The organism is Streptomyces rubrogriseus (assembly GCF_027947575.1).
Taxonomy (GTDB): Bacteria; Actinomycetota; Actinomycetes; order Streptomycetales; family Streptomycetaceae; genus Streptomyces; species Streptomyces rubrogriseus.
The window spans coordinates 3403602-3424636 of the sequence record NZ_CP116256.1; the positions used below are offsets into that span (position 1 = coordinate 3403602).

A 21035-nucleotide genomic window follows, 5' to 3' on the forward strand; every position below is an offset into this window, starting at 1 on the left:
CGCGATTCTACGCCGGGGCGTCGAGCGGCCCGGTACCGGTGACCCGGGCGAGCCGCCGGTAGGAGTCGAGCAGCGCGGCACGGTCGTACGTGCTGGTGGTGACCAGCACCTCCTGCGCGCCCGTCTCCTTCACGAGCGTCTCCAGCTCGTCGGCGACCTGCTCCTCGGTGCCGGTGAGGTGGCCGGCGAGACCGGCCTCGTACAGGTCGCGCTCCTTGCCGGTCATGGTCCGGGCCTCGACCTGCTCGGCCGTCGGCAGCGGCGGGAAGGCGCCCCGCGTGCGGGCCTCGGCCATGGACCAGGCCTCCGGGACCAGGAGCCGCCGGGCCGCCTCGGGCGTGGCGGCCACCGCGACGGTGCCGGAGACGACGACGTACGGCTCCGCGCTCCACTCGGAGGGGCGGAACGCGGCGCGGTAGCGGTCGATGCCGCGGCGCATCCGGTCCCGGTCGCGCAGGTCCCCGATGACCATCGGCAGCCCAGCACGGGCGGCGACGGCCGCGCCCTCGCCCATCGCCAGCACGAACGGCGGTACGGTCAGCCCCTCCGCGGGGCGCGCGTGCACGCCCGTGGGCGAGGTCCCCCGGAACCAGCCGAGCAGCTCGGCCAGTTGCGCGTCGAAGTCCTCGGCGTCGTCCTTCTCCCGGCCCAGCGCCCTGCGGACGCCGTCGGTGAAGCCGACCGAGCGGCCGAGCCCCATGTCGATCCGGCCGGGGAAGAGCGACTCCAGCACGCCGAACTGCTCGGCGACCACCAGCGGCCGGTGGTTGGGCAGCATCACGCCCCCGGTGCCGACCCGGATACGGCTCGTGGCCCCGGCCACGGCGGCCGCGAGCACGGTCGGCGCCGAGCCGGCCACTCCGGGCACACCGTGGTGCTCCGCCACCCAGAACCGGTGGTAGCCGAGCCGCTCCGCCTCCCGGGCCAGCCGCACGGTGTCGCGCAGTGCCTCCCCGGCAGTGCGGCCCGCCCGGATGCGGGAGCGGTCGAGGACGGAGAAGCGGGTGCCGGCGAGTGCAGAGGTCACACCCTCTTCAACACCCGCACGCCGCACAGATTCCCGGCGACGGGCCCTAGGGTGGACGGGTGAGCGACAGCAGCAGGCCTCCGGTGGCCGTGTTCGACCTGGACAACACCCTCGCCGACACCGCGCACCGGCAGCGGTTCCTGGAGCGCAGGCCCCGTGACTGGGACGCCTTCTTCGCCGCAGCGCCGCACGATCCGCCGCTCGCGGAGGGCATCGCGCTGGTGCGGGAGAGCGCCGAGGAGTGCGAGATCGTCTACCTCACCGGACGGCCCGAGCGCTGCCGGCGCGACACGCTGGACTGGCTGGCCGCGCACGGCCTGCCGGACGGGGACGTGCACATGCGCGGCAACGCCGACCGCAGGCCCGCCCGGCGCACCAAGCTGGAGATCCTGCGGCGGCTCGCGCGGACCCGTGAGGTCCGGGTGCTGGTGGACGACGACGAGTTGGTCTGCGACGACGCCGAACGGGCCGGATTCCCCGTACTCCGGGCACGCTGGGCGGCCCGGTCGGCCGAGCTGCGCGTGGCGCAGGAGCGCGAGGGCCGCACCTGAGGGAGGTGGTCGCCGGAGGGGACTTCGGGGGCGTCAGTCGGACTCCTCCAGGCGGAAGCCGAGCTTGAGCCCGACCTGCCAGTGCGCGACCTGCCCGTCCTCGATCTGGCCGCGCACCTGCGTCACCTCGAACCAGTCCAGCTTGCGCAGGGTCTGCGAGGCGCGCGTGATGGCGTTGCGGACGGCCTGGTCGACGCCGTCGGGCGAGGTGCCGACGACCTCGGTGACCCGGTAGGTGTGGTTCGACATGCGGGGCTCCCTTCCACGGGGCAGCGGTGTGCCCTGCGTCACTCCACCGTGCCCCAAGACGGGACGGAGCGCGAGGCATCGGCCTTCGCGGTGGAAACCCTCCGGTACCTCCCCTTGACCTTTGTAATGGTCCATACCAAAATCCCAGACACCCGTTCGAGCCTCGGGCTCGTCCCCCACGTCGGGTCTCCCTTCGCGTGTGCAGGACACACCTGCCCGCGCCCTCTGTTCGTCAGTCAGAAGGACCCCTCGTGAGACGTCGCCTGCTCGCCCTTGTCTGTGTGTCCGCCACCGTGCTCAGCGGCTGCGGCCTGATCTCGCAGGACGGCGGGAGCGAGCGGCACACCGTCACCGTGTGGCTGATGAAGGACAGTGCCTCGCAGGACTTCCTGAAGCGGTTCACCGAGGGCTTCGAGGCCGACCACCCCGACCTCGACCTGGACATCCGCATCCAGGAGTGGACCGGGATCGGCGACAAGGTGCAGGCCGCGCTGAAGGCCGACGGCACGGACGGACCCGACGTCGTCGAGGTCGGCAACACCCAGGTCCCGCAGTACGCGGAGGGCGGCCGGCTGCAGGACCTGACCCTGGAGTCGATGCGCGACTGGGGCATCCGCGACTGGCTGCCGGGTCTCGCCGAACCGGGGCAGTGGATGTCCCAGCAGTTCGGCATCCCCTGGTACGCCGCCAACCGCGTCGTCATCTACCGCAAGGACCTCTTCGAGCAGGCCGGCATCAACGAGCCGCCCCGCACCCGCGAGGAGTGGCTCACCGCCACGGAGAAGCTCGACAAGAACGGCGACCAGGGCATCTACCTGGCCGGACAGGACTGGTACACGCTCTCCGGATTCATCTGGGACGAGGGCGGCGAACTCGCCACCCAGGACGGCGAGGGCGGCGTCTGGACGGGCGCGCTGGACTCCGCGGCGGCCCTGCGCGGCATGGACTTCTACCGCGAACTGCAGGCCCTGGGCGACGGCCCGGTCGACGCCGACGAGGAACACCCGCCGCAGGCCGGGGTCTTCGCGAAGGGACAGGTCGCGCAGATCATCGCGGTGCCGGGCCAGGCCCAGTCCATCCTGCGCGAGAACCCCGAACTCAAGGGCAGGATCGGCTTCTTCCCCGTGCCCGGCAAGAGCGCCGACAAGCCCGGCGCCGTCTTCACCGGCGGCTCCGACCTCGTCGTCCCGAAGAACACCGACCAGGAGGACGGCGCCCGTGCCGTGGTCGAGGCGCTGGTGAGCACCAAGTGGAACACCGACCTGGCCCGCACCATGAACTACGTCCCCAACAAGAAGTCGCTCGCCAAGGACGTCTCCGGCGAGGAGGGCATCGAGGCCATGGCGGCCGGCGCCGCACAGGGCCGGGCGACCCCCGGTACGCCCCGCTGGGGCGCGGTCGAGGCGGACAACCCGATCAAGGAGTACATGACGAACGTGCTCAAGGGGGCGAAGGCGAAGTCGGAGGCCCGCAAGGCCTCCGACCGCATCACCGAACTGCTGGACGTCAACACGCGCTGACCGACGGGTGCCGGGGCGCGGGCCGGCGCCCCGGACTCAGCGCGCCACGCTCAGCGACAGGGCGAAACGCTCCTCGCCGTCCGTCCACCAGTGGGCCAGGTCGAGACCGGCCGCCGCCAGCTCGGCCCGCACACCCTCGCGCCGGAACTTCGCGGACACCTCGGTGCGCAACTCCTCCCCGTCCGCGAAGTCCACGGCCAGGTCGAGCGCCTGGATCTTCACGGTCTGCGCGGTGCGCGAGCGCAGCCGCATCTCGATCCACTCCCGTTCGGCGTTCCACAGCGCCACGTGATCGAAGGCCGCGGGCGCGAAGTCGGCCTCCAGCTCGCGGTTCACCACGGACAGCACGTTCTTGTTGAACTCGGCCGTCACCCCGGCCGCGTCGTCGTAGGCGCGGACCAGCACCCCTTCGTCCTTGACCAGGTCCGTGCCCAGCAGCAGGGTGTCGCCCGGGGACAGCAGGGAGCGCACGGAGGCCAGGAACCCGGCGCGTTCCCCGGGCAGCAGGTTGCCGATGGTGCCGCCGAGGAACGCCACCAGCCGGGGGCCCGGCGTGTCGGGCAGCGTCAGCCCACCCGTGAAGTCGGCGATCAGCGCGTGCACCTGGAGGCCGGGACGCTCGGCGACGAGCGCCTGCCCGGCCTGGGTGAGGGCGCTCTCGCTCACGTCGACCGGCACGTAGCCGCGCAGCCCGTTCCGCCCGGTCAGCGCGTCCAGCAGCACCCGCGTCTTCTCCGAGGAGCCGGAGCCCAGCTCCACCAGCGTGCGCGCACCGGTCGCCGCCGCGATCTCCCCGGCCCGGTCGACGAGGATCTCCCGCTCGGCCCGGGTCGGGTAGTACTCGGGCAGCGCGGTGATCGCCTCGAACAGCTCGCTGCCCCGCGCGTCGTAGAACCACTTCGGCGGCAGCCACTTGGGCGTGCTCGTCAGGCCCGCCAGGACGTCGGCGCGCAGGGCGGCGTCCGTGGCGTCCTCGGGCAGCGTCCGGGTCAGACGGAACTGGCTCACGTGCGGGGCTCCTTCGCAGAGACGAAAGCGTCGGTCGGGCCGAGGGCGGGGGCGGCGGTCCCGCCCGGGTCCTTGAGCGGGGTCAGTCGCACGTCCGTGCGGCTCGCCGCCAGCAGGGTGCGGTCGGGGACCTCCTGCCAGTGGGGGTCGTCGTCGTACGGCTCGGAGGCGACGACCGTGCCGCCATCCGGGTGGGACAGGTACCACAGGGTGTCGCCCCAGGTGGTGGCGGTGACGGTGGAGCCGTTGGTGAGGAGCAGGTTGAGCCGGGAGGCCGGGGCCGCCGCGGCGACCTCCAGCACCGTCTCGGCCAGCGCCCGGCCCTCGTCGTCCCCGGCCCGCAGCCGGGCCAGGACCAGCGCCCACACGAGCGCCGAGTCGTTGCGCGCCTCCAGCGACAGCAGCTCCCCGGGCGGCAGCGTCGCGGCCACCGGAGCCAGCGACCCCGGCCAGCCCGCCACCGCGCCGTTGTGGCTGAACAGCCAGGTCCCCGCGGCGAACGGCGCTGCGGCCGCCTCCGCGTCGGCACCGGCCAGCGTCGCGTCCCGCACCGCCGCGAGCAGCGCGCCGGTCCGCACCACCCGGGCGAGGTCGGCGAAGGACTGGTCCGCCCAGATCGGGCCGGCCCGCCGGTACCGGGCGGGCACCGGATCGCCGTCGGCGTACCAGCCGACGCCGAACCCGTCGGCGTTGACCGTGCCGTACCGCTGGTGCCGCGGCGCCCACGACTGGCGGTACAGACCGTGCGGCGGCGTCACGAGGAGTTCCCCGAGCGGCTCCGCGGGGCCCACATAGGCAAGGTGACGGCACATCAGGCGGCCTCCGCCGACCGGGCGGTGCGGAACCCGGAGAAGATCTGCCGGCGGACCGGATAGTCCCAGTTGCGGAACGTGCCCCGGCAGGCCACCGCGTCCACGGCGAAGGAACCGCCGCGCAGCACCTTGTACTCGGGGCCGAAGAAGACCTCCGAGTACTCCTTGTACGGGAACGCCCGGAAGCCCGGGTACGGGGCGAAGTCGCTCGACGTCCACTCCCAGACGTCGCCGATCAACTGACGTACACCGAGCGGCGACTCACCGGCCGGATAGCTGCCCGCGGGTGCCGGGCGCAGGTGCCGCTGCCCCAGGTTGGCGTGCTCGGGGCCCGGGTCGGCGTCGCCCCAGGGATAGCGCATGACGCGGTCCCCGGCCGGGTCGTACCGCGCCGCCTTCTCCCACTCGGCCTCGGTGGGCAGCCGGCGTCCGGCCCAGCGGGCGTACGCGTCGGCCTCGTACCAGCACACGTGCAGCACCGGCTCGTCGGCCGGTACCGCCTCGGTCACCCCGAAGCGGCGCCGCAGCCACTGCCCGCCGTCCCGGCGCCAGAACAGCGGGGCGGTGACGGCGTGCCGGCGGATGTGGTCCCAGCCCTCGGGGGTCCACCAGCGTGGGTCGTCGTAGCCGCCGTCGTCGATGAACGCCCGGTAGGCGCCGTTGGTCACCGGGACGGTGTCGATGAAGTAGGGCGCCACCTCGCGCCGGTGCGCGGGGCGTTCGTTGTCCAGGGCCCACGGCTCGGTCGAGGTGCCCATGGCGAACGGGCCGCCCGGCACCAGGACTTCGGCCGGCCCGGTGAACAGCCCCGCCGGATCCGGGTCGGGCGCGGTCAGCGCCTGCGGCCCCTTGCGCAGCTGGTGCGTGATCAGCATGGTCTCGTCGTGCTGCTGCTCGTGCTGGGCGATCATCCCGAAGGCGAAGCCCGCCTCGGTCAGCCGCGTCCCGTCGAACGCGGTGGCCTCCAGCACGTCCAGGGCCCGCCCGCGCACGTCCGAGGCGTACCTGCGGGCCTCGGCGGGCGACAGCAGGGGCAGGCTCGGCCGCTCGGAGCGCGGATGCTCGAAGGCGTCGTACAGGCTGTCGATCTCCGGGCGTATCGCCTCCTGCCCGGCGACCGCGCGCAGCAGCCACTGCTCCTCCTGGTTGCCGATGTGCGCCAGGTCCCACACCAGCGGGGACATCAGCGGCGACACCTGGGCGGTCAGGTCGGGACCCTCCACGCAGCTGGTCAGCAGCGTGGTGCGCTCGCGGGCGGTGACCAGCGTGGTCAGGGCCCGCTCCCGCAGGGCCTCGGCGGTGGTGGTCGCAGGCGCGTCGGTGGGGTCGGTCATGAGCGGGTCTCCCTCCCGTGCGGGCCACGGTCCGCGCCGCCCGGCATGTCCAGCAGATCGTCGGCGGGGCAGCGGCCCCTCAGGACGTAGCGCTCCCGGTACGCGGCGACGGCGTCCGTCACCTCGGTGCCCGCGCCGAGCCGGGGCAGCGCGGCGAGTGCCGCGGTGAAACACGTGACGGCTGCCTCGCGCAGCTCGGGATCGGTGAGGGCGTCACGGGCCGCGTCCTCGTACAGCGGATTGTGCGGCGCGGCCAGGCCCAGGGTGCGCTCCGCCAGGGGCTTGACGGCCCGGTAGGCGGTCTCGGTGGCCTCGGGGTCGTCGAACAGCGCGGCGGTCACCGCCAGCGGCACGATCCAGCCGTCGTCCCCGGGCTGCGCGTCGATCATGCGCAGCTCCAGGTGGCCGCGCGGCCTGACCGGCGGGAAGAGCGTGGTGAGGTGGTAGTCGAGGTCCTCCCGGGTCGGCGGCCGGGGCACCAGCTCGCGGGTCCACTCCCGCAGCGTCAGGCCCTCCGGCACGTCCCAGGGGCCGCCGTCGCGGCGCACGCACATCACCGGGGCGTCCAGCACGTGCCGCGCCCAGGTGCCGCGCGGGTCGCTGTCCAGCGGGGGACCGCCCGCCCGCCCGGCGCCGATCTGCGTCCACCGCAGCTGCCGGGTGGACCGCCAGCCGGTGGGGCGCCCGCCGGACAGCGGGGAGTTGGCGAACGCGGCCAGCAGGACCGCGCCCAGGTGATGGGCCAGCCACCACCGGCGCACATGCCCCAGCGGCCCCGGCTCCTCGTGCCCGGCGTCCACGCACACCTGCACCGAGGCGGAGGAGCACATCATGAAGCGGCCACCGGGGCCGGTGCGGTCGAGACAGGACTCCATGGCGTCGTAGCGCGGCTGCCGCAGGTACCGGCGCGGCGCCTGCCAGGGATCGTGGCCGAGGCCGACCAGGGCGAGGCCGTCCTCGCGCAGCACGGCGCGGACGGCTTCCAGGTCGGCGGAGACGGCGCGGACGCACTCCGTCAGCGAGGCGGCGGGGAGCGAACTCAGCTCCAGCTGGCCGCCGGGTTCGACGGTCAGCGCCGACCTCAGGGGAACGGCCCGCAGCGCGGTGTAGACCGCACGGAGCCGTTCGGGTGACACGGGGAGCCGCGGCGCGCGCAGCTCGTGGACGAGCCATTCCACCTCGACGCCGAGGAGCCTGGGCGGACCGGTCTTGAAGCAGATGCCGCGGACCAGCGCCTCGACCTCGGCCTCACTGACCGCGGTACGTGGCCGGATACAGCCACCAACCGAATCGGACATGTCGGGATCCTCCTGAGATTCCACCATGCCGCCGGCCCCTCTGCGGTGGGCCGGGCCGGCACACTCGTCCCACCCAAGACCCTCGTGCCGCTCCGCACAAGGATGCATTTCGGGACGTTCCCGCTCGGTAATCTCCGCGATCCGCCCGTTTCCGAGGGCTTTCCACGTCGTTCGCCGATCGGGAAACTCCGTTGCACCGCACCCTCAGCATCACCCAGGATTCCCGCATGAGCACGACGGAGGAGACCGCGCCGCGCGCGGTCACGGCGTCCACGGGGGTGGCGCCGTGAGCGCGCGCCTGCGGGGCATCGCACAGCAGACGGAGCAGATCGTCGCGGCCGGGTCCTACCTCACGCCCGACGGGCGTGAGGTGCCCCTCGCGGCCGCGGTCGGGGCGGCCCGGGACGGGACGCGGATGTACGGGCCGGGACCCGTCGAGGTGACCGTTCCGGCCGGGGCGCGCACGGTCTTCGAGGTCACCGGCGAGAGCAGCCTGGAGGCCGCCCGGCGGCTCGGCGGCGACGTCGCCGTGCTCAACTTCGCCTCCGCGCGCAATCCCGGCGGCGGCTACCTCAACGGCGCCCAGGCCCAGGAGGAGGCCCTGTGCCGGGCCTCCGCCCTCTACACCTGCCTGCTGCGGGCGCGTGAGTTCTACAACCACCACCGCGCCCACCGCGACCCGTTCTACACGGACCGAGTCGTCCACTCGCCCGGCGTCCCCGTCTTCCGGGACGACCGGGGCCGCCTGCTGGACGAGCCGTTCACGGCCGGGTTCCTCACCTCCGCCGCGCCCAACGCGGGCGTGGTGCTGCGCACGGCCCCGGAGCGCGCCGCCGGCCTGCCCGCCGCCCTCACCGGGCGCGCCGAGCGGGTCCTCGAGACGGCCGCGGCCCACGGGCACCGGCGGCTGGTCCTCGGCGCCTGGGGGTGCGGCGTGTTCCGCAACGACCCCGCCCGGGTGGCGGGCGCGTTCCGGACACTGCTCGGGCCCGGCGGGCGGTTCGCCGGTGCCTTCGAACGGGTGGCCTTCGGCATCCTGGACCGCACCCCGGGCGCCACCGTCCGGGCGGCCTTCGAGCGTGCCTTCCCGGAGGGCGCGGGCCGTCCCGGTCAGCTCCAGCCGTAGCGCTCCCGCAGCCGCTGCCGCACGAGGTCGAAGCGCATCCGGTCCAGGGCGCACGCCTCGCGGCGCATCCCCGCGTCGTGCAGCCGCAGCACCCGGTCCACGTCGACCCAGGAGTCCCGTCCGGAGCGGTCCCAGGGCCCGCTGCCGATCGGCACCCACTCCCGGTCCCCGTCGTGCCGCCTGCTGGACAGCTGCACGGCCAGCACCGTCCCGGCCGCCTCCCGGGCCACCACGAGCACGGGCCGGTCCTTGCCGCGGCCGTCCGCCTCCTCGTAGGGCACCCACGTCCAGACGATCTCGCCGGGATCGGGATCGCCGTCGTGCGCGGGGGAGTACTCGGTCCGCACCCGGCCCACCTCCCGCGGGTCGGCCTCGGTGGTGGCGGCGGGTCCGTAACGGCCCGGGGCGGTCTCGCCGTTGCTGTCGATGTCGTCGGTGAAGGCGTTCACGGCCGTACCGTACGGGACGGGTCCGCGCGGACGCGCGGGGACCCGCGTCCGGTGGCAGGCTGGCCCCCGGGCCCGGCTCGCAGGAGCCAGGCCACCGGCGACACGAGACAGTACGAGTCAGAAGGCGACGTCATGACCGACCAGCTCACCGTGAGCGTCCTGGGCACCGGCATCATGGGTGCCGCGATGGCCCGCAACCTCGCCCGCGCCGGACACGCCGTCCGCGTCTGGAACCGCAGCCGCGACAAGGCCGAGCCGCTGGCCGCCGACGGCGCGCACGTCGCGGGCAGCCCGGACGAGGCCGTACGCGGCGCCGACGTAGTCCTCACGATGCTGTACGACGGCCCGGCCGCCCTCGACGTCATGCGGCGGGCCGAGCCCGGCCTGCGGCCCGGCACCGTGTGGGCGCAGTCCACCACCGCGGGCGTCGACGCGGTCGCCGACCTGGCCGCCTACGCCCACGAGCGGGGCCTGGTCTTCTTCGACGCCCCCGTCCTCGGCACCCGGCAGCCCGCCGAGGCCGGTCAGCTGCTGGTGCTGGCGGCGGGGCCGGGCGAGGCGCGGGAGACCGTCGCGCCCGTGTTCGACGCCGTCGGCTCGCGCACCGTGTGGACCGGCGAGGACGGCGCGGCCGGCAGCGCCACCCGGCTGAAACTGGTGGCCAACAGCTGGGTCCTCGCCGTCACCAACGCCGGCGGCGAGACCCTCTCGCTCGCCAAGGCGCTGGGCGTCGACCCGGACACCTTCTTCGACGCCATCGCCGGTGGTCCGCTCGACATGGGCTACCTGCGGGCCAAGGCCGGCCTGATCCGCGACGGCGCGCTGACGCCGGCCCAGTTCGCCGTCGCCACCGCCGAGAAGGACGCCCGCCTGATCGTCGAGGCCGGCGAGGCGAACGGCGTCCGGCTGGACCTCGCCGCGGCGGGTGCGGAACGCTTCGCCCGGGCCGCCGCCCAGGGACACGGCGACGAGGACATGGCGGCGGCCTACTTCGCCAGTTTCGAGGAGAAGGCGAGCGACTGAGCCCACCCGGGGTACCGGGTGCACGAGACACCCCGACACCGACACCGACACCGACACCGACACCGGCGACCGGACTCGGACCCGGTGCCGGACCACACCACACCGCGAGGAGTCCGCATGTCGAAGCCGCCGCTGCCGCCCGAGGCCGTCGAACTGCTGCGCCGCCCCAACCCCTGCGTCATGGCCACCCTCCGCAAGGACGGCGCCCCCGTCTCCACGCCCACCTGGTACGCGTGGGACGACGACGGCCGGGTGCTGATCAACCTCGACGCGGGCCGCGTGCGCCTGGGACACCTGCGCCGCGACCCGCGCGTCACCCTCACCGTCCTCTCGGGCGACGACTGGTACACCCACGTCACCCTCATCGGCCGCGTCGCCGAGATGCGCGACGACGAGGACCTCTCCGGCATCGACCGTCTCTCCCGGCACTACACCGGCAACCCGTACCCGAACCGGGAGCGTCCCCGGGTCAGCGCCTGGATCGAGGTGGAGCGCTGGCACGGCTGGGGGGAGCTGAAGGACAGTTCCCAGTCGGGCTGACGGCCGGCGCCTCCTGCCGTGCCGGGCGCCGGAACAGCGCGCCCGGCCACCAGAACCGGCGGCCCAGGTCGAGCGCGCTGCGCCATGGACTGGTCGGGCCCTCCAGCACACCGCGGGTGGTGCGGCATCCGGCGATGTCGGGTGTGTTCCACCGTGGTACGGCCGGGAGTTGCAGCTCCCGGCCGTACGTGTGCGGCGGTGTCCGGTGGCGGTGTCTACTCGATCTCGCGCATCATCTTCTCCATCGAGCCGACCGCGAGCCGGGTCTGGGTCAGCTCGTCGAGGGTCTGCCGCTGCTCCTCCACCGTGCGGCGCTGCAACTCCACCGTGTCCTCCAGGAGTCGCGCGTACCGCGTGGCCAGCTCCTTGTACTGCTCCTCGCGTGCCGCCAGCATCCGGGCCCGCCAGGTGGCGGCGACCTGCCGGACGATCACGATCATCAGGCCGAAGAACCCGGCCGCGCCCACGGCGCCGACCAGGACCCCCAGCTCCTCGGCCCCTGCGGCGAGAGTCACCACGTCCTCGTTCACTTCGCTTCCTCTTTCGCACTCCGGCCGGCGGTCCGGTCGGTCTCGGTGGTGTCGGTGAGCGTCGCGGCCGCCTGCGCGACGACCCGCGGGGTGAGTTCGTAGAAGAACGGGGTGACGTCGTAGTACTTCACCGTCTTGCCGTCCTCCGCGACCTCGAGCGTGCCGGCGACCAGGCCCGCGGCCTCCAGTCGCTGCAGGTGCATGTGCAGCAGCGGACGGCCCATGCCGATCAGGCGGGCCAGTGCGCTGACGTAGTTCCGGCTCTCCAGGAGCGCCGCGACGATCCGCATGCGGTGCGGATTGCCCAGCGCGGAGAGCACCTTGAGCAACTCGTCACCGGTCGGTGCCGGAGGTGGGGCCCCGGGCATCGCACCCCTTTCCGTCGTACCTGTCAGGAAACGCTGACAGGGGCCGGAGACACCTGTCAAAGATTCCTGACACATCTCAGGGGCGGATCAGGGGTGGGTCAGGGACGGCTCGGGGGTGGACGCGGGGGCGGGTCAGGGGCGTATGATCATCGTGCGGCATCGCGTGTCGGTCACCGTCCGGGTGAGGCATGGAGGAGCCGCGGAGCTGCCCGTGGAGGCATTGCCCCGTGTCAGTCGAGTTCAACCACACCATCGTTCTCTCCCAGGACAGGGAGAAGTCCGCCCACTTCCTCGCCTCGATCCTCGGTCTCGAGGTCGGCGAACCGGCCGGAATGTTTTTGCCCGTGACGACCGCCAACGGCGTCACCCTCGATTTCGCCACCGTCGACATCGACATCCCCGTGCAGCACTACGCGTTCCTCGTGTCCGAGGACGAGTTCGACGGCATCCTCGCCCGGCTCGTCGAGGGCCGGATCCCCATCCAGGCCGACCCGCCCGGCCGGCACCCGCGCCGGATCAACCGCAACGACGGCGGCCGGGGCGTGTACTTCAGCGACCCGTCCGGGCACGGCATGGAGGCCTTCACCCGCCCCTACGGCAGCGACCCGGCCTCGCCGCTGAACGGCGTCACCGAGGACGTGCCCGGGGCCTGCTGACCGGCGTCCCCGAGGCCGTCACCGGCCAACGGCCGGGACCGTTGTCAGACCCCCTCCGCATACTGGTGACCTCGAAGTGCCGGATGCGAGGGGGACTGGCCGTGCGGATGCGGACGGTGTACAGGGGTGAACTACCGGTCGTCCACGGGCGGTTCCACGTGGACAGCCGTCGAGAGCCGTGGGCGCCGGTGCCTTCGGAGGCCTGCGCCGGGCAGACCAACGGTCTGTGCGGCGCGGCCGTCCCGGGCTGCCTCTTCCTCTGCACCGGCCTGAGCAGCGGCAAGGTCGCCCTGACCGTCGAGGTGCACGGCACCGCGCCGCCCCTCGAGGACCGCTGGGAGGACGTGGTGGAGGCGTCCTTCCGCCCGCTGACCGCCTCGACCGCCGTCCTCCCCTGCGGTCGCGGCGCACTGTGCGCATGGGCCCTGCCGGCCGCCGACCACCGGGTGCGCTACTGCGGACGCGGCATGGACGGCGGCGCGGGGGCCGGGCCCGCAACGGCCCGGGACGCGGGACCGGTCGGCCAGTATCTGCTGCAGTTCTGGCCGGCGCCGCCGACCGCGGACCGGGTGGTCCGGCAGACCTCGCGCAGCGCCGCACACCAACACCGCTACGCGCGCGCCTTGGAGCGGCCCGTTCCGGGGGCGCGGACCGAGCGGGAGCGCGCCGAGATCCGGTCCTGGGGCGGCCGGCTGCCCAGCCTGCGGGTGCGGGAGGCCGGTGCCGACGCGCGCGGGCTCGTACCGCTGGACCGGGAGCTGCTCGACGCCGTCGACACGGCGTGCCGGGCCACCCAGCGCGGCCTCGCCCGCTGGGCCGCCCGCCGGGCCCTCACCGCCGCCGGACTGGACGGCGTCGACTGGATCGCGCCCGCGCTGGCCGCGCTGGACCGGGGCGAGCCCCTGCCGGCCCCGTTCGACGATCCCCGGCGGGCCTGGGACCGCTTCTTCACCGACGCCCGCACCGCTCTCACCGCGCCCGACCCGCCCGGCGCGGGCCAGGGCGCCCCGCTGTGCCGCGCCCTGGCCCTGCCCGCCCTGCGCGCCGCCGCGGACCCGGACCCCCTGCGCGCCGCGCTCGGCGCCCTCTTCGCCGCCGCGGTCACCCACGGCACCGACTACCCGGCCCTGTTCGCCGAGGCCCGCCGACGCTTCCCCGACCTGCGCGCGGACGCGTCGCCGCAGGCCTGAGGGGCGGGCGTCCGGTCTTCCTTCGGGTTCGGCGGGCTGGCCCGGGGCCGGGTGTCCCGACGGGGCACGTGTGGCGCACCGACTGTCGCACCGGGTCCGCCGGGCCCTCGGCGCCCTCGACCTGGGTGTGGACGGGCCGCCGGGGCGTGAGGGCCGGGGCGACTGATGGCTTTCGCGCTCGGCGCGCCGGCCCGGGGCCGGGCAGGGACGGGTGTCCCGACGGGGTCGCGTGCGCGCCCGGGGTGCGGGCCCGGTTCGCCGGGGCCCTCGGTTGCTTGCCCGGCCCGGGGTGCGGACGGGTCGGCGCGGGCGTGCGGGGCGGGGGTCCGACGGGCCTTCGCGTCCGGTCGGCTGGTTCGGGGCGGGGCGCGACGGGCGTTGCGCCCGGTGGGGGTGGCGCGTGGGCTGTCGCGTCCGGTTCGCCGGGGGGCTCTCGGCGGTCGCCCGGCCTGTGTCGGGGCGGCGCCGGACGTGGGCGTGACCGTGGGACCTCAGTCGTCGGCGGCGGGCCGGGACGGGGAGGGAGCCGACGGGTGGGGCTGTCGCGGCAGCAGCAGCGGGGTCGCCAGGAGCAGCACGCCCGCGAGCGCGACGGCCGTACGCGTCCCGGTCAGGCCGGCCAGCAGTCCCCACAGCGCGGTCAGCGCGGCGGTCGTCAGTTTCCCGCTGACCGTCCAGGCCGACAGCGTGCGCGCCACCCGGTCCGCGGGCGTCAGCTCCAGCCGCCGGGTGGCGTACACCGGGTTGTACACGCCCACGGACGCGATCAGTCCGAACTCGACGGCCATCACCAGCACCAGCCCCCCGGGCCCCGGGCCGACGAAGGCCAGCCCCACGGGCCAGCACACGCGCAGCACGCCGCTGGTCACCAGCACCCGGTGCTCCCCGAAGCGGGCCACGAGCGGTCCGGCCATGCGCGAGCCGACCAGCCCGCCGAGGCACGGCACGGCGAAGGCGAGCGCGTACTGCCAGGGGGCGAAACCCAGGTCGCCCAGCATGAGCACGGCCAGCAGCGGTGCCGTCGCCATGATCAGACCGTTGACCAGGACCGTGTTGAGGAACAGCGGACGCAGGGCCGGTGAGGCGAGCACGTACCGCCAGCCGTCCAGCAGGTCACCGGCGCGCAGCCGGTTCGCCGCCGCGCGCCGCGGGTACGGCTCCCCGCCCCCGATCGCACGAATGCCCAGCGCCGAGAGGAGATAGCTGACCGCGTCGGCCGCCACCGTCACCACCGGGCCGAAGAGCCCGATCGCGGCCCCGCCGATCGGCGGTCCGAGCATGGCCGCGGTCCAGGTCGTCGCCTCGAACCGGCCGTTGGCCCGCAGCAGGTCCGGCCCTCGTACCAGCGCCTTGAGACAGGAACCGGCCGCGGCCCTGAAAGTGATGTCGGCCGCGGCGACGACGACCGACACGACCAGCAGCTGGGCGAAGCCGAGCCGGCCGAGGGCGTACGCGAGCGGCACGCTCAGCAGTACCGCGCACCGCAGCAGGTCCGTCGCGATCATCACCGGCCGCTTGCGCCGGAACTCCACCCACGGCCCGAGCGGCACGGCCACCACCGCGCCCACCGCGAGGCCGACCGCAGAGAGCGCCGCCACCCGTGCCGGACCGGCGTCCAGCACCATGACCGCGATCAACGGAAAGGCGTCGAAGGCGAGCCGGGTGCCGAACGTGCTGACCGTGTACGCACCCCACAGCCATCCGAACCTCCGCCCCAACGACCCGCCGCCCACCACGTCCGACTCGACCACACCCGACTCCGTCACGCCCGACATCCAAGCGAGCCGGGGCCGGGCGGATCAAACAACCGGCCGGGCGGCACGAACAACCGATCGTTGTGCGCATGCCCCGAGGCGAGTGCCGCAAGTGCTACCGGGTGAGCAGCTCGCGCAGCGCCCCGGCGACCTCGTCCGGCGCCTCCTCCGCCATGAAGTGCCCGCACCCGACGGTCTCGTGCCGCAGGTCCGGGGCCCACGCCCGCCACAGCGCGGCGGCGTCGTAGCCGAGAGCGGCGCCCCAGTCCTGCTGGAGCACGGTCACCGGCATCCGGAGCCGGTTGCCGTTCTCCCGGTCCGCCCGGTCGTGGTCCACGTCGACGCCGGCCGAGGCCCGGTAGTCGGCCACGATGGACGGCACCGCCTCGCGGGACGCCTTCAGGTAGGCGGCGCGGACGTCGGCGGGCAGGGCGTCCGGGTCCCGGGTCCAGACGTCGAGGAAGTGACCGAAGAACGCGTCCGGCGCGGCGCCGATCAGCTGCTCCGGCAGCCCCGGCGGCTGTGCCATCAGATACAGGTGGAAGCCGACCGCCGCCGTCGTGCCGTGCAGGACGTCCCACATGTCCAGCGTCGGCAGCACGTCCAGCGCGGCCAGGTGCGTCACCGCGTCGGGGTGGTCGAGCCCGGCGCGCACCGCGACCAGCGCGCCCCGGTCGTGACCGGCCAGCGCGAACCGCTCGTGACCCAGCTCCCGGGCCAGGGCGACCACGTCGGCGGCCATGGCCCGCTTGGCGTACGCGGTGCCGTCCGGGTCGGCGGGCTTGTCGCTGGCGCCGTAGCCGCGCAGGTCGGGGCAGATGACCGTGTGGTCGGCCGCCAGGTCGGCGGCGACGTGCCGCCACATCAGGTGGGTCTGGGGGAAGCCGTGCAGCAGCACGACCGGGCTGCCCGTGCCGCCGACGGCCACGTGCAGGCCGACGCCGTCGGCGACCGTCACGCGTTCGCGGGTGAAGCCGGGAATGGCCGGTTCCACGGTGGTCCGGGTGGTCTGGGTGGTCATGGTGGTCAGCGCCTCTCTGTTCCTGCTCGTGTCACACGTCCTGGCGACGCCTTCGACACTGCCGCGCCCGAATCAGCAACCGATCAGCAGCCGGCCGGCGACCGATCAGCAGTCGGCCGGCGACCGGCCCGCACGCGTACCGTGGTGATCGCACACGCGGTGGCGGATCGGAGCGGACGGAACACGGACATGGAAGCGGTCACGTTCGGTGTGCTCGGAGCGGTCACCGCCCGGCGCGGCCCCGATGCCCTCGCCCTCAAGGGCCCCCGGCACCGGGCCGTGCTCGCCCGGCTGATCCTGGCCCGGCGGCGGGTCGTCCCCGTCGCCCGCCTGGTCGAGGACCTGTGGGACGCCCCGCCGCCGCGGGCCGTCGGAGCGGTGCGCACCTTCGTCGGCGACCTGCGCCGCGCCCTGGAACCCGACCGCCCGCCGCGCGCCCCGCCCGGCTGCTGGTCACCGAGGGACCGGGCTACGCCCTGCGCGCGGCGCCGGACACCGTGGACGCGTGGCGCTTCGAGGCCGCCGTCGCCGAGGCGGACCGGCTGCCGGCCGCTCAGGCCCCGAGCGGCTGCGGGCGGCGCTGGGGGAGTGGCGGGGACCCGCCTACGCCGAGTTCGGCGCGGCGGACTGGGCCCGCGGCGAACGCTCCCGGCTCACCGAGCTGCGGCTGCGCGCCGTCGAGCGGCGCGCGGAGCTGCTCGTGGAACTCGGGCGCGCCGCCGAGGCCGTCCCCGACCTGGACGCGCACCTCACCGAGCACCCCTGGCGCGAGGAGTCCTGGCGCCTGCTCGCGCTCGCCCTGTACCGGACCGGACGGCAGGCGGACGCCCTCGCCGTGCTGCGCCGGGCCCGCGCCCTGCTGGCCGGGCGGCTCGGCATCGACCCCGGCCCGCGGCTGCGCCGCCTGGAGGCCGGCATCCTCGCCCAGGACCCGGACCTGGACCCGCCCGGCGAACCGGCGGACGCGGCGGCCCGGCTGTGGGCCCGCGCGACCGAGGCGTACGACCGTACGGTCGCCGCCGGTTCCCGCGCCCGCCTGGAATCCACCGTCGGCCTGCTGCGGAGCCTCGCGGTCACCGGCGGCGGTGGCCTGGAGGCCGCCCGGGAGCACCGGATGACGGCGGTCCAGGCGGCTGAGGAGACGGGCGACGCGGAGCTGACGGCCCGGGTGATCGGCGCCTACGACGTCCCCGCCAACTGGACCCGCAGCGACGACCCCGCCCTGGCCAGGCGCCTCGTCGACGCCGCCGAGCGCACCCTCGCCGCCCTGCCCGAGGGCCCCGGCACCGAGGCGGCACGCTGCCGTCTGCTGGCCACGGTCGCCCTGGAGTCGCGGGGCGTGCGCTCCCCGCGAGGCCCGCGGGCCGCCGCCGAGGCCGAGGGCATCGCCCGCCGCCTGGACGACCCCGCCCTGCTCGCGTTCGCCCTCAACGGCGTCTTCATGCAGTCCTGCACCCGCGCCGGGCTGGCGCCGCGCCGGGACAGCGTCGGCGCCGAACTCGTCGCCCTCGGCGCCCGGCACGGCCTGGTCAACTACGAGGTGCTCGGCCGTCTGATCCGGCTCCAGGCCCGCTCGGCCCGCGCGGACTTCACGGCCTCCGACGAACACGCGGCGGCCGTGGACCGCCTCGCCGAACGGCATGAACGGCCCCTCGTGGCCGTCTTCACCGCCTGGTACCTGGCCCTGCGCCGGGCCGCCACCGCCGGCCCGTCCGCCGGTTCCCACGACCGCGCCGAGGCCGCCTACCGGTCGGCCGCCGCTCGGCTCGACGGCGCGGGGATGCCCGGCCTGGAACGCGGGCTCCTGCCGCTCGCCCTGCTCGGCCTGCGCCTGGCCCACGGCCGGCCCCCGGAGGTGGACCCGGGCGCGGACTGGGGACCGTACCGGCCCTGGGCCGAGCCCTTCGCCCTGCTGGCCGAGGGCCGCGGCACCGAGGCCCGAAGCGCCCTGCGGGCCCTGGCCGAACCGCCGCCCGACCTCCTCTACGAGGCGCTGTGCTGCGCCGAGGCCGCGCTCGCCCTCGCCCTCGACGACCGCCCGGCGCTGCGGCGGACCCACGACCGGCTGCTGCCCGCGTCCGGTGAACTCGCGGGCGCGGGCAGCGGGCTGCTCACCTTCGGGCCGGTCGACGGCTGGCTCGGTGCGATCCGCCGGGCCCTGGAGGCGGACCCAGGGCCTGTCTGACAGTTCCCGTCTGCCGCGCGACGCCATGCACGCCCTCTCGCCGCCCCGGGCCCCGGGCCGGGACGCTGACCGGGGTTGCCCCGGCCCGCGCCGGGTACCCGCCGACCATGAAGTGGCAGCAGGTCCAGGAGGGTCCGTCCGCGGTGTACGTGGTGGTGCTCGACCAGGGCGAGGACGCGGTCGCCGAGCTGACCGCCTTCGCCCGCGACCGGTCCCTGGGGGCCTCCCAGGTGACCGCCGTGGGCGCCTTCTCCCAGGCGGTCGTCGGCTGGTTCGACCGGCAGGCCAAGGACTACCGGCACATCCCGGTGCGGGAGCAGTGCGAGGTGCTGTCCCTGCTCGGGGACATCGCCGTCGCCGACGACGGACCCACCCCGCACCTGCACGCCGTACTGGGCCTGTCCGACGGCTCCACCCGCGGCGGCCACCTGCTGTCCGGCCGCGTCTGGCCGACGCTGGAGGTCGTCGTCCGGGACAGCCCGGCGGAGCTGGCCAAGACCCACCGCCCCGACATCGGCCTGGCCCTGATCGACCTCGGCTGAGCCCGGCGCCGCGGAACGGTTTACCGGCCCGGGTGCGGGCTACGCGGCCCGCAGGCAGTCCCGTACCGACACGTACCGACCCCGGGAGGCGTGAGATGACACGGCGGATCCGAGACGTGATGTCACCGGCCGCGGTGGCCGTCGAGCCCATGACGACGGTGGCCCGGGCGGCCCGGCTGATGCGCGAGGAGGACGTCGGCGACGTCCTGGTGACCTACGACTGCGACCTGTTCGGCGTCCTCACCGACCGCGACATCGTGCTGCGCAGCGTCGCCGACGGACGGGACCCCGACGCCACCACGGTCGGCGCGGTGTGCACGCCCCCGCCGGTCGTCACCCTCGAACCCGACGACACCACCGACCGCGCGGCCGAGCTGATGGCCCGCCACGCCGTGCGCCGGCTCCCGGTCGTCGAGCACGGCGGTGTCCCGGTCGGCGTGGTCACCCTGGGCGACCTCGCGGCCACCGACGACCCGCACTCCGCGCTCGCGGACATCAGCCGGGCCGCACCCGGCCACTGACACAGGGCCGTCATGAGCGAGCCGATCCACGCACGGAGCGCCCTGCGGCTGAGACTGCTGCTGTCGGCGGTCTTCGTGCCGCTGTTCCTCGCGGGCGCCGTGTTCTTCGGCGTGTGGGCCGCGGACACCGCCCCCGGCGACAGCCCCGGCCGCGGCATGCTCGTGGTCGTCGCCGTGGTGTGCGCGGCGCTCACCATGCTGGCGGCCGCCGACCTGCTGGTGGTGGTCCGCCGGCTGACCAGCGGACGCGGGCCCCGGAGCCCGTGATCCGGAAGGGGACGGAGGAGAACGACATGGCGCCCACGGCACGCACACCGACGGCACGCACCCGGGACGACCGCCGCGCCACCACCCGCACCGCGCGGCTGCGCACCCGCATCCCCGAACCCGACGAGGAACCCGACCTGCTCGGCCAGTACCTGACCCAGATCGGGGCCACCCCCCTGCTGACCGCCGAGGACGAGGTACGGCTCGCCACCCGTATCGAGGCGGGAGTGCGGGCCAGGGAGGAACTGGAGGCCGTCGACACCGGCGAGCCCGCCCCCACGCCCGGGCGGCGGCGCGCACTGGAGGAGACCGTCCACGACGGCCAGGAGGCCAAGGACCACATGGTGCGGGCCAACCTGCGGCTCGTGGTGTCGATGGCCAAGCGCCACGCCCACCGGGGGCTGCCCCTCCTCGACGTCATCCAGGAGGGCAACCTCGGACTGATCCGGGCGGTGGAGAAGTTCGACCACACCAAGGGCTTCAAGTTCTCCACGTACGCCACCTGGTGGATCCGCCAGGCCATCGAACGGGGCCTGGCCACCCACGCCCGCACGGTACGGCTGCCGGTCCACGTCGTGGAGCAGCTCCAGAAGCTGGCCAAGGTGGAACGGAAGCTCCGCGCGGGCCTCGACCGGGAGCCGACCACCGAGGAGGTCTCAGCCGAGAGCGGCATCGACGTGGACAAGGTCGTCTGGCTGCGCAGGGTGGGCCGGGACGCGGTCAGCCTGGACACCCCCGTGGACGAGACCGGCGACACGGTCGTCGGCGACCTCATCCCCGACACCGAGGTGCTGCGCGCCCCGGAGGTCGCCGAGTTCCAGGCGCTCGCGGCGGAGTTGCGGGAGGCCGTCGGCACCCTCGCACCCCGCGAGTCCCTGATCCTCAGCCTGCGCTACGGGCTGCACGACGGCCGCCCCCGCACCCTGCAACAGGTCGCCCAGCACGTGGGCCTCACCCGCGAACGCGTCCGCCAGCTGGAGAAGGAGTCCCTGGCCCACCTGCGCGCCCCCGAGAACCGGGAACGCCTCCTCGACTGGGCGAGCTGACCCGCACCAGAGCACCGG

At 74.8% G+C, this 21035-nt stretch carries 22 protein-coding genes and 1 pseudogene; 12 read left to right on the forward strand and 11 right to left on the reverse strand.

Going from position 1 to position 21035, the window contains the following annotated elements:
• Positions 1–7 precede the first annotated feature (7 nt).
• Complete coding sequence (locus Sru02f_RS15465) at positions 8–1027, reverse strand: LLM class flavin-dependent oxidoreductase (protein WP_109030603.1); 1020 nt, start codon at positions 1025–1027, stop codon at positions 8–10.
• Between the two features lie 59 nt (positions 1028–1086).
• On the opposite strand from Sru02f_RS15465, the gene Sru02f_RS15470 reads away from it, so the two are divergent.
• Complete coding sequence (locus tag Sru02f_RS15470) at positions 1087–1578, forward strand: phosphatase domain-containing protein (protein WP_109030604.1); 492 nt, start codon at positions 1087–1089, stop codon at positions 1576–1578.
• A gap of 33 nt (positions 1579–1611) precedes the next feature.
• Here Sru02f_RS15470 and Sru02f_RS15475 read toward each other — a convergent pair whose 3' ends face one another.
• Positions 1612–1827 (reverse strand): dodecin, encoded by a 216-nt coding sequence (locus Sru02f_RS15475; RefSeq protein ID WP_030399431.1) that lies wholly within the window; start codon positions 1825–1827, stop codon positions 1612–1614.
• 251 nt (positions 1828–2078) lie between these two features.
• Between Sru02f_RS15475 and Sru02f_RS15480 the strand changes: the two genes are divergently transcribed.
• Positions 2079–3347: an extracellular solute-binding protein gene (locus Sru02f_RS15480; protein WP_109030606.1), complete on the forward strand. Its 1269-nt coding sequence runs from the start codon at positions 2079–2081 to the stop codon at positions 3345–3347.
• 36 nt (positions 3348–3383) lie between these two features.
• Here the strand turns inward: Sru02f_RS15480 and egtD are convergent, their stop codons facing one another.
• From egtD to egtA, 4 genes are read right to left on the reverse strand one after another with little or no spacing between them, the layout of a single operon-like run.
• Entirely contained in the window at positions 3384–4355 is a 972-nt protein-coding gene (gene egtD, locus Sru02f_RS15485) for an L-histidine N(alpha)-methyltransferase (protein ID WP_109030607.1), read from the reverse strand.
• The gene (egtC, locus tag Sru02f_RS15490) at positions 4352–5167 is read right to left on the reverse strand and encodes an ergothioneine biosynthesis protein EgtC (RefSeq protein WP_109030608.1); all 816 of its coding nucleotides are present in this window, start codon (positions 5165–5167) and stop codon (positions 4352–4354) included. The genes egtD and egtC overlap by 4 nt, the downstream gene beginning before the upstream one ends.
• A complete protein-coding gene (gene egtB, locus Sru02f_RS15495) occupies positions 5167–6501 on the reverse strand; it encodes an ergothioneine biosynthesis protein EgtB (RefSeq protein ID WP_109030609.1) in 1335 nt (444 codons plus the stop codon). The genes egtC and egtB overlap by 1 nt, the downstream gene beginning before the upstream one ends.
• Complete coding sequence (gene egtA / locus Sru02f_RS15500; protein ID WP_109030610.1) at positions 6498–7799, reverse strand: ergothioneine biosynthesis glutamate--cysteine ligase EgtA; 1302 nt, start codon at positions 7797–7799, stop codon at positions 6498–6500. Before egtA ends, egtB begins: the two co-directional genes overlap by 4 nt.
• A gap of 286 nt (positions 7800–8085) precedes the next feature.
• Between egtA and Sru02f_RS15505 the strand changes: the two genes are divergently transcribed.
• The gene (locus Sru02f_RS15505) at positions 8086–8925 is read left to right on the forward strand and encodes a TIGR02452 family protein (RefSeq protein ID WP_174855028.1); all 840 of its coding nucleotides are present in this window, start codon (positions 8086–8088) and stop codon (positions 8923–8925) included.
• Here Sru02f_RS15505 and Sru02f_RS15510 read toward each other — a convergent pair.
• Positions 8910–9374 carry a type II toxin-antitoxin system PemK/MazF family toxin gene (locus Sru02f_RS15510; RefSeq protein WP_003977950.1) on the reverse strand — a complete coding sequence of 155 codons (465 nt, stop codon included), beginning with the start codon at positions 9372–9374 and terminating at the stop codon, positions 8910–8912. The two genes, Sru02f_RS15505 and Sru02f_RS15510, sit on opposite strands and share 16 nt — an antisense overlap.
• A gap of 51 nt (positions 9375–9425) precedes the next feature.
• Between Sru02f_RS15510 and Sru02f_RS15515 the strand changes: the two genes are divergently transcribed.
• Together Sru02f_RS15515 and Sru02f_RS15520 are read left to right on the forward strand one after the other, a co-directional pair.
• Entirely contained in the window at positions 9426–10397 is a 972-nt protein-coding gene (locus Sru02f_RS15515; RefSeq protein WP_331478586.1) for an NAD(P)-dependent oxidoreductase, read from the forward strand.
• Positions 10398–10514: 117 nt separating this feature from the next.
• Positions 10515–10937 carry a PPOX class F420-dependent oxidoreductase gene (locus Sru02f_RS15520; RefSeq protein WP_164274174.1) on the forward strand — a complete coding sequence of 141 codons (423 nt, stop codon included), beginning with the start codon at positions 10515–10517 and terminating at the stop codon, positions 10935–10937.
• A 215-nt stretch (positions 10938–11152) separates the two neighbouring features.
• Here the strand turns inward: Sru02f_RS15520 and Sru02f_RS15525 are convergent, their stop codons facing one another.
• Positions 11153–11467 carry a hypothetical protein gene (locus Sru02f_RS15525; RefSeq protein ID WP_164274177.1) on the reverse strand — a complete coding sequence of 105 codons (315 nt, stop codon included), beginning with the start codon at positions 11465–11467 and terminating at the stop codon, positions 11153–11155.
• Positions 11464–11835, reverse strand: a complete 372-nt coding sequence (locus Sru02f_RS15530; RefSeq protein WP_109030614.1) for an ArsR/SmtB family transcription factor — start codon at positions 11833–11835, stop codon at positions 11464–11466. Before Sru02f_RS15530 ends, Sru02f_RS15525 begins: the two co-directional genes overlap by 4 nt.
• 227 nt (positions 11836–12062) lie before the next feature.
• On the opposite strand from Sru02f_RS15530, the gene Sru02f_RS15535 reads away from it, so the two are divergent.
• Positions 12063–12491, forward strand: coding sequence for a VOC family protein (locus Sru02f_RS15535; RefSeq protein ID WP_109030615.1), 429 nt, complete (start codon positions 12063–12065; stop codon positions 12489–12491).
• 158 nt (positions 12492–12649) lie between these two features.
• A complete protein-coding gene (locus Sru02f_RS15540) occupies positions 12650–13681 on the forward strand; it encodes a hypothetical protein (RefSeq protein WP_244941767.1) in 1032 nt (343 codons plus the stop codon).
• 491 nt (positions 13682–14172) lie between these two features.
• On the opposite strand, the gene Sru02f_RS15545 is transcribed toward Sru02f_RS15540, so the two are convergent.
• Positions 14173–15456, reverse strand: a complete 1284-nt coding sequence (locus Sru02f_RS15545; RefSeq protein ID WP_109030617.1) for an MFS transporter — start codon at positions 15454–15456, stop codon at positions 14173–14175.
• Positions 15457–15550: 94 nt separating this feature from the next.
• Positions 15551–16429, reverse strand: coding sequence for an alpha/beta fold hydrolase (locus tag Sru02f_RS15550; protein WP_164275907.1), 879 nt, complete (start codon positions 16427–16429; stop codon positions 15551–15553).
• A gap of 216 nt (positions 16430–16645) precedes the next feature.
• Here Sru02f_RS15550 and Sru02f_RS15555 point away from each other — a divergent pair.
• The 5 genes and pseudogenes from Sru02f_RS15555 to Sru02f_RS15575 all read left to right on the forward strand — a co-directional run bounded on the left by Sru02f_RS15555 (position 16646) and on the right by Sru02f_RS15575 (position 21017).
• A pseudogene (locus tag Sru02f_RS15555) lies at positions 16646–18641 on the forward strand (BTAD domain-containing putative transcriptional regulator).
• Positions 18642–18748: 107 nt separating this feature from the next.
• On the forward strand, positions 18749–19183 hold the full coding sequence (locus Sru02f_RS15560; RefSeq protein WP_109030620.1) for a PPC domain-containing DNA-binding protein: 435 nt from the start codon (positions 18749–18751) through the stop codon (positions 19181–19183).
• Between the two features lie 95 nt (positions 19184–19278).
• The gene (locus Sru02f_RS15565; RefSeq protein ID WP_109030621.1) at positions 19279–19704 is read left to right on the forward strand and encodes a CBS domain-containing protein; all 426 of its coding nucleotides are present in this window, start codon (positions 19279–19281) and stop codon (positions 19702–19704) included.
• Between the two features lie 12 nt (positions 19705–19716).
• Positions 19717–19971: a DUF6343 family protein gene (locus Sru02f_RS15570; protein ID WP_109030622.1), complete on the forward strand. Its 255-nt coding sequence runs from the start codon at positions 19717–19719 to the stop codon at positions 19969–19971.
• Between the two features lie 26 nt (positions 19972–19997).
• Entirely contained in the window at positions 19998–21017 is a 1020-nt protein-coding gene (locus Sru02f_RS15575) for a sigma-70 family RNA polymerase sigma factor (RefSeq protein WP_109031430.1), read from the forward strand.
• Positions 21018–21035: the final 18 nt, after the last annotated feature.

What these genes read in the sequence shown, in the direction of transcription:
- Sru02f_RS15565 (WP_109030621.1), top strand. Translation starts at nt 19,279, where the DNA reads ATGACACGGCGGATCCGAGACGTGATGTCACCGGCCGCGGTGGCCGTC.
- egtB (WP_109030609.1), bottom strand. Translation starts at nt 6,501, where the DNA reads ATGACCGACCCCACCGACGCGCCTGCGACCACCACCGCCGAGGCCCTG.
- egtC (WP_109030608.1), bottom strand. Translation starts at nt 5,167, where the DNA reads ATGTGCCGTCACCTTGCCTATGTGGGCCCCGCGGAGCCGCTCGGGGAA.
- Sru02f_RS15475 (WP_030399431.1), bottom strand. Translation starts at nt 1,827, where the DNA reads ATGTCGAACCACACCTACCGGGTCACCGAGGTCGTCGGCACCTCGCCC.
- Sru02f_RS15570 (WP_109030622.1), top strand. Translation starts at nt 19,717, where the DNA reads ATGAGCGAGCCGATCCACGCACGGAGCGCCCTGCGGCTGAGACTGCTG.
- Sru02f_RS15530 (WP_109030614.1), bottom strand. Translation starts at nt 11,835, where the DNA reads ATGCCCGGGGCCCCACCTCCGGCACCGACCGGTGACGAGTTGCTCAAG.
- Sru02f_RS15545 (WP_109030617.1), bottom strand. Translation starts at nt 15,456, where the DNA reads ATGTCGGGCGTGACGGAGTCGGGTGTGGTCGAGTCGGACGTGGTGGGC.
- Sru02f_RS15520 (WP_164274174.1), top strand. Translation starts at nt 10,515, where the DNA reads ATGTCGAAGCCGCCGCTGCCGCCCGAGGCCGTCGAACTGCTGCGCCGC.
- Sru02f_RS15575 (WP_109031430.1), top strand. Translation starts at nt 19,998, where the DNA reads ATGGCGCCCACGGCACGCACACCGACGGCACGCACCCGGGACGACCGC.
- egtA (WP_109030610.1), bottom strand. Translation starts at nt 7,799, where the DNA reads ATGTCCGATTCGGTTGGTGGCTGTATCCGGCCACGTACCGCGGTCAGT.
- Sru02f_RS15560 (WP_109030620.1), top strand. Translation starts at nt 18,749, where the DNA reads ATGAAGTGGCAGCAGGTCCAGGAGGGTCCGTCCGCGGTGTACGTGGTG.